This is a genomic window from Acinetobacter sp. YH01007 (assembly GCF_013420425.1).
Classification (GTDB): domain Bacteria; phylum Pseudomonadota; class Gammaproteobacteria; order Pseudomonadales; family Moraxellaceae; genus Acinetobacter; species Acinetobacter towneri.
The window spans coordinates 1-14,276 of record NZ_VOYC01000022.1 but is presented as its reverse complement, the minus strand read 5'-3'; the positions used below and the strand labels follow the sequence as shown (position 1 = coordinate 14,276).

Below are 14,276 nucleotides of genomic sequence, written 5' to 3'. Positions count from 1 at the left end.
TTAAATTTTTCAGCTGCATCATAAAACAAGGTGATGTGGCATCATCTTGCAAACATTTGATTTATAAATTAAAGTTGAGAAAATGTGTAATATGATGAAAGCTGAAAAGGACTTGCAGATTAAGCTTGTACTGGTTGTTCCATCTTTTTCAATTTAGCATCAAAAACAAATGGGCCAAAAGGTAAAATTGAAGCAATTAAGCCCAAAATAAACATTTTAAGAGACCATTTTTGTTTTTCGCAAACCACAAAAAGCACTACTAAAAATGCGATAAACAATACGCCGTGTCCCATACCTACATATTTCACTAAAATTGGGTTATCGAACAAATATTTCATGGGCATAGCAATAAATAACAACAATAAGAATGAAATACCTTCTAGGAACCCAACCCAACGTAATGTTTTAATATTCATGCCCAAATCTTTTTCATGTCGATAAAACAGCAGTGTAGCGCAAATAGTGACAATAGCAAAGACGAGCTGTTGCGAGCTCTGCACATTGATGAACTAGATACGATGGCTGCAAAATTGAGCTAATTTTGTGCAAGTTAGTAGCAAGTTATTCAAAAACGAGTAAGTGTGGTTATGAAATACGACCGATATAAAGCAAGAAGAGCTGCATTGAGTGTCGTTTGAGAATAATCCTAAAAAAGATAAATTTTACTTTTTGCGGATAAGTCGAAAGGCATGTGTATAACCCTTAACTTATCCACAATTGGTAATAAATGTTTTATTGAAAATGCATCATGCTCGCTTAAATAATCCCACAGGCAATTCGCTCACCGCCGCCGCCCAATGGTTTTGGATGGTCAGCATAGTTATCACCGCCTGCATGAATCATCAAGGCCAACCCTTCAACTTGTGCCAATGTTAAACGGGGTGCAATCACAGTCACTTTGGCTGTTCCGTCGTTTGCAACACTTAAAGCCGGTAAGTCCCCTAAATGTCCTGTCAGCGGTGTACCATGATTCGGGATATTTTTGGGATTAAAATGTCCGCCCGCTGCCAAAGCAGCAACCATTTTTCCATCTTTTTCTGCTACTGCACATGAACCTTTTTCATGGATATGAAAACCTCGTTCGCCTGCAGGGAGTTGTTGGAGTTGGGGGTGAATGACTAAGCCTGCTGCACTGTCACGCAGTTCAACCGTACCTAATTCCTTGCCAATCCCTTGTGCTGAAACAGCATGCATTTTTAAGATTTTAGATTTTTGTTGTGTGGTCGCGGTGGTGCTGCAACCCATAAGTACTAGGCTGCTAAAAGCAGCAAGACTGGCAAATTTGAGTATTGAGCGCATAAAAGACATCCTGTTTGTTGTGCATAATATTTAGGGATGTCTTGATTGAAGCAAAGTTAGCTCCGTTACAATACAACGTTTGCGTAGTAGTATGTATGTACTGTGTTGAGCTGATTTATTCAGATCAACACAGCCATGTGAGCAATATGATCAGTAAAACAGCTTAATCAAGCTTTGAATTGGATGATGAATCGTCTTCAGGGAGATCATGCGCAAGCGTGGCTTTGGGCAACATTAAAGCTTCGGGCTGGTTGTTTTCATGCAACCATTCACGCCAAATGGCCAGTAACACGGCCAAAATCACAGGGCCAATAAATAGACCAATTAGACCAAAACTGGCAATTCCACCTAAAACTCCAAACATGATTAACAGGAATGGAATTTGAGTTGCACCTGAAATCACCAAAGGACGAATCACGTTATCGGCAGTGCTGACCACACATACGCCCCATGCCATCACGCCAATCGCTTCCATCGTATGCCCTTGGCTAAATAACCACAGCGAAACCGAACCATAAGCTAAAGGTGGGCCAAACGGAATTAAGGCAAATAAGAAAGTCACAATGGTTAGCACCATTGGGTTAGGTACCCCAGCGACAAAATAGCTCACGCCTGCGAGTAAAGCCTGCGCAATTGCAGTGAGTCCAACGCCATAAACCACAGCACGTGTGGTTTCAGAAATAGTATCTAAATAGTGATGAATACGTGGCCCAATCACCATTTCTAGCGCTTTGCTGACTTGATGCAAGATGGTGTGACCATCGCGGTAGAAAAAGAATAATGACAGCAGGGCAAAACCCAGTTTGATCAGGTTTTTGCTGACTTCATTAATCACCACTTTACCGTAATTCAAATGCCCTTGAATCCATAAGGAAATGGATTGCACAATGCTGTTCGGATCGTGATTAATTTCTTTAAGGGTGCGGGTGACTTCTTTACCAATAATAGGTAAATTGCGAATGAAATCAGGGACATTTAAGTGTCCAGAAAAGACCTGTTTTTGTAATTCGTAATATAAGTTGCGACCTTCATGTTGCAGGATAAAAATGGCAAAAGTGAGTGGAATGCCGACCACCAACGTGACCATCAGCATCATTAAGGCTGCGCTAAGCGTAGGACGATGACCGCATAAACGTAGCACCGACTGATATAGTGGCCAGCTCATATAGGCAATGATTGCTGCCCAAACAACAGGAACAATAAAATATTTGAGTATGTGAAAACCCAAAAAGATCAGGACAAAAAACAGTCCAAACAATAAAATTTTTTGTAATGTTGGCGCGTACTGTTGCACTGAATTCACTGAAACATTCCTAAGGTCATGTGCCATATTAACTGAAAAAAAAGCTCCCGAAAACGAGAGCTTGGTAAGTTCTGGTGAATAAGTTCTAAACGGTGGCGATTCTAGGCTTTAAAACCATTGAGCAGGGTCATCTACAATGGCATTCAGTACAGGCTGCCATTGATCTTGCATTTGCAGATAAGTTTTTTGGGTTTTATCAAAAATACTTAAACCTTGCATTGCCAATTGTCCATAGGCTGCACGTTCTGAAATCCATGCCACAGGCTGTTGCTCGATTTTCTGGAAAAAATCCTGAATATCTTTAGAGCTGGCAGAGTTGGGTTTGACCCGATTGGCCAACAGCAAAATTTGGACTTTGCCTTTACGAATCCGCTTAATGTCTTGTAAGTGTTTTAAGAAGCGACGGGTGGAGTCAATGTCAAAAAATGAAGGCTGTAGAGGTGTGATAATGGCATGTGCTTCGCTAATCAGCTGCTCGGCATGCTCACCCGATAACGCACCAGGTGCATCAATAATTAAATATTCAATGTTTTTGGGTGCATCGCCAATCGACTTTTCATGACGCCAATCTAAACTTTGAATTGGAGCGGCTGTTTCTGGTCGTTGTTTTAACCATTGCAGCGCAGATTTTTGATTGTCGGCATCCGCCAAAGCAACTTTATAGCCTTTTTGTGCAAGCGCAGATGCTAAACTAATAGCCGTAATGGTTTTTCCACAGCCACCTTTTTGGTTGGCAATTAATATAGTTTTCATGACCCTCGAATCGATTTTAATCTGCTCATCCCTAGCATATCATTGTTTTGTGCTCGGAATATGACAGTTGACAAAAGTCGTATCGAGTTCTGCAAAAAAGGTTTAGGAAGGTTTTATGTCAATCTGGATGGCGATGCTGATTGGTGCCTGTATAGGCGTGGTGCTGACCACCTTAATTTTAAGCAATAGCCGCAATGGACGGATTAAAGCCGAGTATGAACAATATATTGCAGAAATTGAACTGTCACATCAGCAGGCATTATTGCAGGCACAAAAGCGCAGTGTAAATACCAGTCGTGCGGTACTGAAAGGCAAAATGGCAGAGCAATTAGCACCGATTATGCCTGAATTTCAGTATTTACCGAGCGATGCCAAATTTTTAGGTGATCCTGTTGATTATATCGTGTTTGATGGCTATACCGATTATCGGGATGGCAATGGGCATGCCGAAGATATTGCAATCGTCCTAATTGATATTAAAAGTGGTGGCGCACGTTTGACCAAAGGTCAGCAAGCAATTGCGCAGGCCATTCAGCAGGGCAGACTGCGTTTTGAAACCATTCGGATTGATTTTGAGGATTGTGATTAAAGAGGTTTATGTACTCGCGCCAATAACATGCGCTGTGCAAGACTGGGGATATCTGCAGCATCAACATATTGGATTTCACCCAACTCAAAACCAGTTTCCAGTAGGGCAATTTCAATGTCACGGTTTAAGTGACAGCCATCTGCAACTTTCTTTTGAATTGGTGTGAGCAGATGTTGTAAACGCTGAACATTCAAATTTTGTCGATTTAAAACGTGTTCTACGAGGTGCAAAGTGCCGCCCGGTTGTAAGACACGATAAATCTCTCGCAAGCTTTGTTCTAGGTCTGGAATACTGCACAACGTCCAAGTGGATACCACATGCTGTAATTGATTATTTGCAAAAGGCAGTTGTTCTGCACTTGCGGTGATCTGCTCAACCACGAACGGTGCTGCATCAATTCGTTCCTGCGCCAATTGGAAAATTGCTGCATTGGATTCTAAGGCATACAGGGTATCTACACCTTGATAAAAAGGTAAATTTAAACCCGTACCAAAGCCAATTTCCAAAACCTCGCCCGATACGCCCAATAAAAGCTCACGTCGTAAATCCATTAAGGATGGAGTTTGCATGACCTGATTCAGCAAGTGCGGGAAAATATGTTTTTGATAAAATTTATAGAGCATGTGCAGATCTAATTATTGATTTTTATGCCGATAAGCTTAGCTGAAATTACAGGGTTTTTGCCATGTCAGAATGAGCCAATGACTGCATTTTGTTACCAATTTCAACTATTGTATTCATGATCTGTGATTAAGATAAATATAGATAGATGAATTTAATAGGCAGATTTTAAGATGAACACGCATATTTCGCTAAAACTCACGGCATTGTTACTGACTCTGGCTTTGCCATGTTCCGTCTATGCTGCGGTCGAGCGTAATATTGCCAAAGGCTTGCCTCCTGTCATGAAAGGTCAGTCGATTGAAGTGTTGCAACCTTTTAAGGGTGATTTTCGAATTTTGGGTTCAAAAACCTATCAAGATGATGCCCAAGCCAAATTTTCTCCGATTGATTATGCGGTGAGTTGGGGCTTGTTTGCTGAGCCTGAAATTGCCCGTCATATCACAGTCAATCAATATGACCGCTATTTAAACTGGAAAATAGACCGTTTACCTGTGCCTGCTGAACAAGCCATGCAAATGGTATCTAATATGCACATCATTCCTGCCAACCCAAAAATTGCCAAAGACATTCAAAAAGTAAAACGAGGTGATTTGGTACGTTTAAAAGGTGAGTTGGTTGAAGTGAAAGATCACGACTTGGTTTGGACATCCTCTCTTACACCCACCGATACGGGGGATGGTGCTTGTGAAGTATTTCGCGTTAGTTCAATTCAGTGGATTGAAAAAGTCAAAAGCTGAGTGTGATGTTTAGTTTAGAGTTTGAATTGTAGATACTTGCCGAAACTGTATCTCATACACGGTAAACAGCTTGAGTATTGCTCCACGTGAAACGTACACATCCCTAATAAAAAACCGCATGATTAGGTTTAACTTTCATGCGGTTTTTGCTTGGTTAAAGTTGTTTTTATTTGGCGCTGAGGGCTAGCGTTTCAAACTGAACGCCATCCCAACCGTGCTGCATAAACTGGCGGATATTTTGATGATCAGTTCCATCAGGTGTTGCAAGTACTGAAGCATAATGTTCTGCAAATAGGCTGAGGGTTTGCGCCTGATCTAAGCCATTGAGTTTCGCAAATGAAAATATTTTGGCACTGCCCTGATTTTCATTGGCGGCGTTGAGCTGTTGCCCATTTTTGAAAGCAGTTGGCGTGTAGGTGTAACGTGCTTCAATAAATGAGAGCACATCGGTAAATATTGCAGTGCCTGCTTCAAGTTGCGCCAATAATTCCTGAGCCATCCTGTCCTCCATTGCGCCTAAAAATAACATGCAGACTAGCGCAATTTTTATGGCAAAGTCTATGTGTTTTTTGAGTGTACATTCGCATTTAAAATCATGATTCTTGTATAGTGTGATCAGGTTTTAATTGTGCGGTGATGGTTCATTCATCTCACTTTTTTTCATTAGGATTCAAAACACAATGAATTGGCTTTTGGTAGCAATGGGCGGTGCAATTGGCGCAAGTTTACGTTATGCCGCAAGCCTGTATTTATTTAAATCGGCACAGCATTTTCCATGGGCAACGTGGTCGGTCAATCTGTTTGGCTGCTTTTTGGCAGGTGTATTTTTTGCATTGAGTCAGAAATATCCTGTGTTGCAGCAGGAAGCCCGCTTATTACTGATGGTAGGTATTTTAGGTGGCTTTACCACTTTTTCCAGTTTTAGTTTGGAAACTTGGCAACTCTTAAGACATGGACAGCAAGGTATGGCGTTTAGTTATGCGCTTTCCAGTGTGGTTTTGGGAGTGATGTTGCTGGGATTGGGTTTTTATGTGATTCAACAGTTTTTAAAACATTAGATTAGGGTCTGTACCAAATCAATCGTTGAGTAGAAAAATCCATTAGATAAAAATTATAAATAAAAAGAAGCCCAAGCTGGAGGAGAGTGCTTGGGCTTTGAAGATAGAGGATATCCCATCGTTTCGATGAGCAATCTTGCTATGTTTAAAATATAAAACAGAAAACTTAACTGAATATGAAGTGATTGTGAGATTTTGCAATAAAACTCAAGCTTAGCGTTTGAAACGTGCAAAGCGTTTGTTGAAGCTCGCGACACGTCCTTCATTACTGGTTTGACGTTGTTCACCTGTGTAGAACGGATGCGATGCGCTTGAAATATCCAAAGTCACATAAGGATATACCTTGCCTTCATATTCTTTACTTTGGCTGCTTTGCAAGGTGCTGCCAATCACAAAATAGGCATTGGCGTTGGTGTCGTGGAATAAAACTTCACGATATTCTGGGTGGATATTCGGGCGCATGAGATTTCTCCAAACTAAGTGTGTAATTTGTGAAATGTTATAACATAACAATTAATTTGGCAAATAAAACCCACATGCATTCTTTCTAGTGAGTTTTACATCAAAAATTATCCAATCCCTTTTTAAACCTGTTGTATAAGGGCTGTCATTGAGGGAATAGTGTCTGCACAGATTAAATAATTTTTTCTATTGGAAGTGAAAAGGCATCGTAAGAACAAGTTTGACCCATGCCATTTTAAGGCATAAAATGGCATTCAGTGGTATGTATGGAGTAGATGATGACAACATTGGTAAAAAAACGGGTTCAATACACGGTTGATCAGGCAATTATGGAATCGGCAGAATACATTATGACAAAAGTTGGTCTGACGCCTGCCACTGTAATGAGCATGGTTTACGCTGAAATTGCACGAACTGGAAAAATACCTGTCACGACTCAAGTGAGTGACGAGGATTTGAATACAGCAAGATTAATCGCGATGAGCCATAATGTTCCTAGTGTAAAAGTGTCTAGCGCTGCGGATACTGCTGCTTTTTTAGAAGATGATGGCGGCTACTAATGACCCAACAACTCTATTGGGCTTATGTTGGCTTTACAGATATTGCCGAGGGTAAGACCAGACCTGTGTTGTATATTCGCCAAACGGACACCGACTATGTTGTATTCCGTTTAAGTAGTCAGTACGAAAATAAGTCTGCTTTTATTAAAAGCAAATATGTGGAAATTAAAAACTGGCAACAGGCTGGTTTAAAAAAGCCATCGTGGATTGATACAGTACAAACATATCAGCTGCCTATCCAAAAAACACAACTCACTTATATTGGACAACTGTCTGCCGATGATCTGGAATGCTTAATCAAACACCTTGAAATTCAATAATTTGAATTTCATCGTTTCAACTTGAATGAATCGGTTTAGATAACAAAAAATCCTCCTACATTTGGGAGGATTTTTTGTCTGGATTATAATTTTAGTTACGGAGCATAAAACAGATTGGGCTTTATTTTCAGCATCCTTTGCTGAGTCCAAAGTTGAGTCTAAGCTCGCGGTGGAACCAACTCCTCAAAAATATCATTTAAATTATCATGTACTTTTAAATGAATTAAATTCCAATAATGCCCTGAAACAGTTCGATTCACCATTAAGGTATCGGGAGAAGGCTTAAACACATCCCAATATTTCAATGAACTTTTGACCAACTCAACGCCATCATGATGGGCAGAATTTTCAGCAAAATCATAATGTGTGGTTAGCGGACGCATCAGCACTTCTAACCATTGCAAATATAAATCTTCAGGGAATTTACCCAATGCAGAAATTGCCTGCAGTGCATCTAGATGCTGTTCAATTTCGGCAATATCTTGCGCACGCGCAGCATGAATCAGTTGTCGAAAATGATGCACTACATCATTCGATAGAGTTTTGACGCCGCCATAATCATAAATCACCACAGAACCATCTTGGCGGAACGCAAAGTTGCCCGGATGCGGGTCGCAATGAAAGCGTTTTAAATAAAAGATTTCTTGACCCATGGCACGCAATAAACGTCGTCCCAAAGTGTTGCGGGTACGCTGTGACCATGTGCTTGCCGTTTCTATATTTTCACCTTGTTCCAAACTTAAGGTGAGAATATGCCGCGAAGAATAGTCTTTAAACACTTGTGGGATAATAATTTTATCATCCAAAGCCGCGTGAAAGGTACGCGCTACTTCTAGGTTTTGTGCCTCAATCTGGTAGTTCAGCTCATTGTCTAAACTTTCCTGAATTTCCTGAAATAGACGGTCTTGTAATTTACGGTCTATTTTAAGTACACCCATTAAACGCAGTGCCAAACGGACTTGTTTCAGGTCACTTTCGCAGGCTTCATCGACCCCAGGATATTGCACTTTGACCACCACTTGCTCGCCATTGGGTAAAATGGCTTTATGCACTTGCCCAATAGATGCGGCTGCAAACGGAGTTTCATCAAAGTGTTTAAAAATTTTGTCGAGCGGTTTACCGAGTTCTTTTTCAACTTGTGCCTTAATTTCAGCAAAAGGCATGGCAGGTGCTTGGCGCTGTAATTTACTGATGGCTTTGGCAACTTCAGGCGGAAAAATATCTTTATATTGCGAGGCAATTTGCCCGACTTTCATCACCGCACCTTTCATTTCGCCTAAGGTATCAGCAATTTGGATACCAATATCCTGAAACAATTGGCTGCGTGCCGCATTTTTTTGTTCTTCATCTGCGGTGAGGTTTTTAATCGAGTTCGATACCGTTTTGGTTGCAATACTTGCTGTCATGCTCGCAAGTTTCATAAAGCGACGACCAGGTGTACGCGCCGTTTTTGCCATGCGATGTTCCTCAAGATCATCTTTACTATCTTTTGATCATAAGTGTTCGTGAGCAAAATGCCTACTTTTAATTGTTAAAGTATTTTTTGATCACAAGACCCACGTGCCAAAACGTATTTTGGCATGTAGGTGAGTAGGCTGAGGTTTATGCTGTAAATTGGCGTTCCAGTCGTTGATTGTTGAAATATAAACGGGTCAGAAGTAACACACAGGCAATGCTTAAACCGACAATCAGCCCGACCCAAACCCCTGCAGCGCCCATACTGCTGTAACGAGTTAAATACACGCCAATGGGGAAAGCCACAACCCAATAAGCAAGCATGGTAATCCACATTGGGCCCTGAGTGTCTTGCATGCCACGCAAACAACCTGCTGCGCTAATTTGCCATGCATCCATGAGTTGATAGGCAATCGCAAATAATAATAGAGACATCGTCACTTGCGCCACTTGCGGGTCGCGGGTGTAAATTGAAATGATTTCAGGACGGAAAAACCACATCAGCGTCATTGTAGAAAAGGCAAATACAGTTGCAGTTGCAAAGCCTAAGCCTTGTACTTTACGCATGGCGTGAATATTTTGTTCGCCATAATATGTGCCAATACGAATGGTCAGGGCAATTGCCAAAGACATGGGAATCATAAATAACTGAGATGTGACTGACATGGCAATTTGATGGGCTGCCAGTTTGGTTTCTCCCAAAGGACTGATTACAATGGCGGCAGTACTAAAAATACTCACTTCAAAGAAAATGGCTAAACCAATGGGCAGTCCTAACAGCAAAATACGTTTAATCCAGACCGCATCAATCGCTTCCCATTGGCTAAATACCTGCGTGCTTTGATAGGCGCGACTTTTAAAAATATAAAATGCCAAAGTTATAAACATTAACCATTGCAAAATGGCGGTGGCAAAACCGCAACCCGCACTGCCCAGTTCAGGCAGAGGCCCCCAGCCATACATAAACATAAAGTTCAGCGGAACCAATAAAACCAATGCCAACAGACTAATTACAGTCACAGGGCGTGGATAGCCCAGTGCTTCTGAATAACCGCGCAAGGCAGCATACATGGTCACGGCAGGCATCCCAAAACCAATGGCATGTAAAAATAAGCCTGCTTTGGGCTGTAAATTTTCAGGCACACCAAATAATGGCAATAGTGCAGGCATGAGCTGTAAAATCAGCGCTGCAATCACACCTAAAATAAACGCAATCCATAAAGACTGACGGGCGATGGTGGCAATTTTTTCTGGGGTACGCGCGCCTTTAGCCTCGGCGACTAAGGGTGTGGTAGCAATCATAATGCCACTGAACAGCAGCATAATGGGCATCCACAAACCGACCCCAACAGCAATAGCAGCTAAGTCGGTGGCAGACATGTGACCTGCCATAATGGTATCAATCAGACCTAAACCTGCTTGCGCAAATTGTGTGACCAAAATTGGAATCATCAGTTGAAAAAGCTGTTTTAATTCAAAACGGGTCGTGGTCACAGAATGTATATTTGACACAAAAAATCTCAATGCATGAGGTGCTTAGCGTTTGGGTATTAGCGTTGTAAAGTGAGAAGCACACCAATAAAAATCACCACGCTACCTAAAAGACGTTGCCAATTGATACTGACTTTTTCAGTGCCCAAGAACCCAAAATGATCAATCAGCATTGATGTGACCATTTGTCCAAAAATAATCACCCCAGATAAAGTGAGTAAACTTAGTTTTGGAGCACTATAAATACTCATGCTGATGGCATAAACCCCTAGACATCCGCCAATCCATAAATACCAAGGAATGTTGAGCAAGGTGCTGAGGTTGGGTTTCTCGACTTGTTGAAAAAATACCAGTATGGCTAAAACTATTGTACCAACCAAAAAAGAGAAAAGGGCAGCTTGTAGCGGAGAATATAAATATTCACGCAATTGGCTGTTGATTGCAGTTTGAAATGCCATTGCAATCCCGATGCCCATCGCCAGTGGCAAAATTAAGAGTAATTGGCTGGATATCTTCATCATTTTCACATTTTTTCTTATTAAACAGATTCTAGTCTAAAGCAAATTCTAGGGAATACATCAGTGTCCTGCTGTAGTCATGTTAAAATCTGTATCACTGTTTTGATTTTGCATTGAGCCTGTCTTTGAACCCACTTCATCCCATTGATATTCCTTTATCTTTATATATTCACATGCCGTGGTGCGTGCGTAAGTGTCCGTATTGTGATTTTAATTCTCATGCTGTGCCTGACGGTAAATTGAGTTTAGATTTAGAGCAAGAATATCTACAGGCTTTGCTGGAAGATTTTAAAACTCAGACTCAGTTTGCGCAGGGTCGAAAAATCCACAGTGTCTTTATTGGCGGTGGTACACCTTCGCTGATTTCAGCACAGGGTTATCAATGGTTATTTACACAGCTTAAAGCTGTGCTAGCTTTTGAAGATGGTTGTGAAATTACGTTGGAAGCCAATCCGGGAACAGTGGAGCATGATCCCTTTGCAGATTATTTGGCTGCAGGCATTAACCGTTTGTCGATTGGCGTGCAGAGTTTTAATACTGAGCATTTAAAAAAATTAGGGCGTATTCACTCCAATGATGATGCGATTGCCGCAATTGGCTTGGCGCGTGAAGCGGGCTTTCAGCGAATTAATGTCGATTTAATGCATGGCTTGCCTGAACAGACTTTGCAGCAAGCACTGCAGGATTTAAAACTGGCAGTGGAACATGGTGCAACGCATATTTCATGGTATCAATTGACTATTGAGCCTAATACTGTTTTTTTCCGCACTCAGCCAATTTTACCTGTAGATGATGTCTTGGAAGAAATTCAAGCGCAGGGTGAAGCCTATTTAACTGCGCAAGGTTTTGTGAATTATGAAGTGTCTGCATGGCGTAAAGAGTTGCCGTCTGCACATAATTTAAATTATTGGCAGTTTGGCGATTATTTGGCGATAGGTGCGGGGGCGCATGGCAAAGTGACTTTGCATGATGGTGTGTATCGCTTCCAAAAAACCCGTTTGCCGAAAGATTACTTAGCCAAAGTACCTGCGGAAAACTTGCAGTTTAAAGCAATTGCAGCCGATGAGTTGCCATTTGAATTTATGATGAATGCACTGCGCCTGAATGATGGGGTTGAGGCAAACTTGTATACTGCCCGCACAGGTTTAAACTTGGATGATTTGCAGGATATTTTAAATACATTGCGTCAGCGGCAATTGTTGCAGGATGATCCGAAACGATTGGCATGTACTGCGCAAGGGCATGTGTTTTTAAATTCGGTGTTGGAAGCGTTTTTGTGATTTGAGTTCAGCTCAGGCATCTGTCCTAACGCTTATCGAATATTGTGCTAGAGCGACAGCTTGTGTCTTGCACTGCATGCTATTTAAGGTAAATTTTGTTATTGTAATGGCTTTGTTATTGTATCGCCTTGAAGGTTTGAGATGAACTCTACTAGTCCAAAAGTTTTAAAGGCTCATGATGAATTAGTGGTAAACAAAGAGGAAAACCTTTCCCTCTTTGAATCAATCCCTTTTTATCCAGAATACCCAAGTAAATTTAAATTTATTGACCTATTCGCAGGAATTGGTGGATTTCGGCTAGCGTTACAAAATCTTGGTGGCGAGTGCGTATTTTCATCAGAAATAGACCTATATGCCCAAAAAACATATTCCGTCAATTTTGGTGAAACGCCTTATGGTGATATCACTTTAGAGTCTACTAAAAATGCGATACCTGATCATTTCGATATTTTATGTGGAGGCTTCCCTTGTCAGGCTTTTTCAATTGCAGGTAAAAGATCTGGATTTGAAGATACACGCGGTACGCTATTTTTTGACGTTGCGGATATTATAAAACGGAAACAACCTAAAGCTTTCTTTTTAGAAAATGTTAAAGGCTTAATTAGTCATGATAAGGGAAATACACTTAAAACTATTTTAAAAACATTAAGAGATGATTTAGGTTACTACGTTGCTGAGCCTCAAATTATAAATGCTAAAGATTTTGGTGTTCCCCAAAATAGAGAGCGAATTTTTATTGTAGGCTTCCATAAAGATACTGGAATTCAAAATTTCTCTTATCCACAACCATTAAATAAAAAAACCTGTTTTGCCGATATAAAGGAAACTCAGGTTGTACCTACTAAATATTACTTATCTACACAGTATTTAGATACCTTGGAAAAGCATAAAGCTCGACATGAAAATAAAGGAAATGGTTTTGGTTACGCTATTATTCCAGATCACGCAATTGCCAATGCCATAGTTGTAGGTGGAATGGGGAGAGAGCGTAATTTAGTTATAGATCATAGAATTACAGACTTTACTCCAACTACTAGAATTAAAGGAGAGGTAAATCGGAAAGGTATTCGGAAAATGACGCCAAGAGAATGGGCACGGTTGCAGGGGTTTCCAGATCATTTCAAAATCGTGGTTTCAGATGCCTCAGCCTATAAACAATTTGGAAATTCTGTTGCTATTCCAGCGATACAGGCAACTGCAAAAGAAATATTAAAAGCATTGAAGATTGGTGAGTATGATTACAGCAAATAAGGGGGAATGGAGTGAACTCTATGCCCTTTTTAAATTACTATGTGATGGGGAGTTAAGTGCGGGTGATGAAAACTTAAATAAAATAAATAATTTAATTTATCCTGTAATTAGAATTTTACGTCAAGAACATCATCATTTATTCACTTATGTACCGCATAAATCAGAGGGTATAGTAGAGATTTTGCGGGGCGAAGATGTTTTTCAGATACCATTACAGGAACTCAGAGATATTACTCAGTTTTTGCTGGCAGAATTACAGAAAAAGCAAACGGCATCATTTACTATTCCAGATGTGGAAAACTTTATATCCAGATACCAATCAAATAAGATTAAAGCAAAATCTAGTGCGAAAAGTGATATTAGAATCGTAATTTATGATGCAAAAATTGGAACAATGCCTGAATTGGGATTTAGCATAAAGTCAAAATTAGGTAAACCATCCACATTGTTAAGTTGACAAAAATAACTAATCATGCGAAAAAGTTTTTTTAGTTAACAGATGTTCACACATGCCTCGAATTGTTTCTGTACCACTTAGTTTAGAACAGCGAGAACGACTCATTTTTCTGGCCAAGC

General features: G+C 40.6%; 18 protein-coding genes and 1 pseudogene. 9 read left to right on the top strand and 10 right to left on the bottom strand.

Features of this window, described 5'->3' with window-relative positions:
* Positions 1-119: 119 nt before the first annotated feature.
* The 4 genes from FTT74_RS11605 to FTT74_RS11590 all read right to left on the bottom strand — a co-directional run bounded on the left by FTT74_RS11605 (position 120) and on the right by FTT74_RS11590 (position 3,355).
* Positions 120-416 (bottom strand): DUF3817 domain-containing protein, encoded by a 297-nt coding sequence (locus FTT74_RS11605; RefSeq protein ID WP_179989060.1) that lies wholly within the window; start codon positions 414-416, stop codon positions 120-122.
* Between the two features lie 340 nt (positions 417-756).
* On the bottom strand, positions 757-1,299 hold the full coding sequence (gene sodC / locus FTT74_RS11600) for a superoxide dismutase family protein (protein ID WP_179989059.1): 543 nt from the start codon (positions 1,297-1,299) through the stop codon (positions 757-759).
* Between the two features lie 163 nt (positions 1,300-1,462).
* Entirely contained in the window at positions 1,463-2,602 is a 1,140-nt protein-coding gene (locus FTT74_RS11595; protein ID WP_131260611.1) for an AI-2E family transporter, read from the bottom strand.
* Positions 2,603-2,710: 108 nt separating this feature from the next.
* Positions 2,711-3,355: a ParA family protein gene (locus tag FTT74_RS11590; protein WP_004974554.1), complete on the bottom strand. Its 645-nt coding sequence runs from the start codon at positions 3,353-3,355 to the stop codon at positions 2,711-2,713.
* 115 nt (positions 3,356-3,470) lie between these two features.
* On the opposite strand from FTT74_RS11590, the gene FTT74_RS11585 reads away from it, so the two are divergent.
* Positions 3,471-3,944, top strand: coding sequence for a Holliday junction resolvase-like protein (locus tag FTT74_RS11585; protein ID WP_004974557.1), 474 nt, complete (start codon positions 3,471-3,473; stop codon positions 3,942-3,944).
* Here FTT74_RS11585 and FTT74_RS11580 read toward each other — a convergent pair.
* Positions 3,941-4,567 carry a class I SAM-dependent methyltransferase gene (locus FTT74_RS11580; protein ID WP_179989058.1) on the bottom strand — a complete coding sequence of 209 codons (627 nt, stop codon included), beginning with the start codon at positions 4,565-4,567 and terminating at the stop codon, positions 3,941-3,943. The genes FTT74_RS11585 and FTT74_RS11580 overlap by 4 nt on opposite strands.
* A gap of 171 nt (positions 4,568-4,738) precedes the next feature.
* Between FTT74_RS11580 and FTT74_RS11575 the strand changes: the two genes are divergently transcribed.
* Entirely contained in the window at positions 4,739-5,305 is a 567-nt protein-coding gene (locus FTT74_RS11575) for a hypothetical protein (protein WP_179989057.1), read from the top strand.
* Positions 5,306-5,471: 166 nt separating this feature from the next.
* Here FTT74_RS11575 and FTT74_RS11570 read toward each other — a convergent pair whose 3' ends face one another.
* A complete protein-coding gene (locus tag FTT74_RS11570; RefSeq protein ID WP_179989056.1) occupies positions 5,472-5,804 on the bottom strand; it encodes a HopJ type III effector protein in 333 nt (110 codons plus the stop codon).
* Positions 5,805-5,985: 181 nt separating this feature from the next.
* Between FTT74_RS11570 and crcB the strand changes: the two genes are divergently transcribed.
* The gene (crcB, locus tag FTT74_RS11565) at positions 5,986-6,363 is read left to right on the top strand and encodes a fluoride efflux transporter CrcB (RefSeq protein ID WP_131260607.1); all 378 of its coding nucleotides are present in this window, start codon (positions 5,986-5,988) and stop codon (positions 6,361-6,363) included.
* Positions 6,364-6,576: 213 nt separating this feature from the next.
* Here the strand turns inward: crcB and FTT74_RS11560 are convergent, their stop codons facing one another.
* Entirely contained in the window at positions 6,577-6,825 is a 249-nt protein-coding gene (locus FTT74_RS11560; protein WP_004974599.1) for a type B 50S ribosomal protein L31, read from the bottom strand.
* Between the two features lie 278 nt (positions 6,826-7,103).
* Between FTT74_RS11560 and FTT74_RS11555 the strand changes: the two genes are divergently transcribed.
* The gene (locus FTT74_RS11555) at positions 7,104-7,385 is read left to right on the top strand and encodes a type II toxin-antitoxin system RelB/DinJ family antitoxin (protein WP_136144463.1); all 282 of its coding nucleotides are present in this window, start codon (positions 7,104-7,106) and stop codon (positions 7,383-7,385) included.
* A complete protein-coding gene (locus FTT74_RS11550) occupies positions 7,385-7,705 on the top strand; it encodes a type II toxin-antitoxin system PemK/MazF family toxin (RefSeq protein WP_131260605.1) in 321 nt (106 codons plus the stop codon). The genes FTT74_RS11555 and FTT74_RS11550 overlap by 1 nt, the downstream gene beginning before the upstream one ends.
* 158 nt (positions 7,706-7,863) lie before the next feature.
* Here FTT74_RS11550 and FTT74_RS11545 read toward each other — a convergent pair whose 3' ends face one another.
* From FTT74_RS11545 to FTT74_RS11535, 3 genes are all read right to left on the bottom strand, one after another.
* Complete coding sequence (locus FTT74_RS11545; RefSeq protein WP_004974602.1) at positions 7,864-9,162, bottom strand: AarF/ABC1/UbiB kinase family protein; 1,299 nt, start codon at positions 9,160-9,162, stop codon at positions 7,864-7,866.
* 145 nt (positions 9,163-9,307) lie between these two features.
* A complete protein-coding gene (locus FTT74_RS11540) occupies positions 9,308-10,672 on the bottom strand; it encodes an MATE family efflux transporter (protein ID WP_373683430.1) in 1,365 nt (454 codons plus the stop codon).
* Between the two features lie 38 nt (positions 10,673-10,710).
* Positions 10,711-11,172 (bottom strand): DMT family transporter, encoded by a 462-nt coding sequence (locus FTT74_RS11535; RefSeq protein WP_131260603.1) that lies wholly within the window; start codon positions 11,170-11,172, stop codon positions 10,711-10,713.
* A gap of 122 nt (positions 11,173-11,294) precedes the next feature.
* On the opposite strand from FTT74_RS11535, the gene hemW reads away from it, so the two are divergent.
* The 4 genes and pseudogenes from hemW to FTT74_RS14025 all read left to right on the top strand — a co-directional run.
* The gene (gene hemW, locus FTT74_RS11530; RefSeq protein WP_179989055.1) at positions 11,295-12,449 is read left to right on the top strand and encodes a radical SAM family heme chaperone HemW; all 1,155 of its coding nucleotides are present in this window, start codon (positions 11,295-11,297) and stop codon (positions 12,447-12,449) included.
* Between the two features lie 141 nt (positions 12,450-12,590).
* Positions 12,591-13,700 carry a DNA cytosine methyltransferase gene (locus tag FTT74_RS11525; RefSeq protein ID WP_179989054.1) on the top strand — a complete coding sequence of 370 codons (1,110 nt, stop codon included), beginning with the start codon at positions 12,591-12,593 and terminating at the stop codon, positions 13,698-13,700.
* Positions 13,684-14,157, top strand: coding sequence for an HpaII family restriction endonuclease (locus FTT74_RS11520; RefSeq protein ID WP_257221855.1), 474 nt, complete (start codon positions 13,684-13,686; stop codon positions 14,155-14,157). Before FTT74_RS11525 ends, FTT74_RS11520 begins: the two co-directional genes overlap by 17 nt.
* A 52-nt stretch (positions 14,158-14,209) precedes the next feature.
* Positions 14,210-14,276, top strand: a pseudogene (locus FTT74_RS14025) (helix-turn-helix domain-containing protein); the annotation flags it as partial.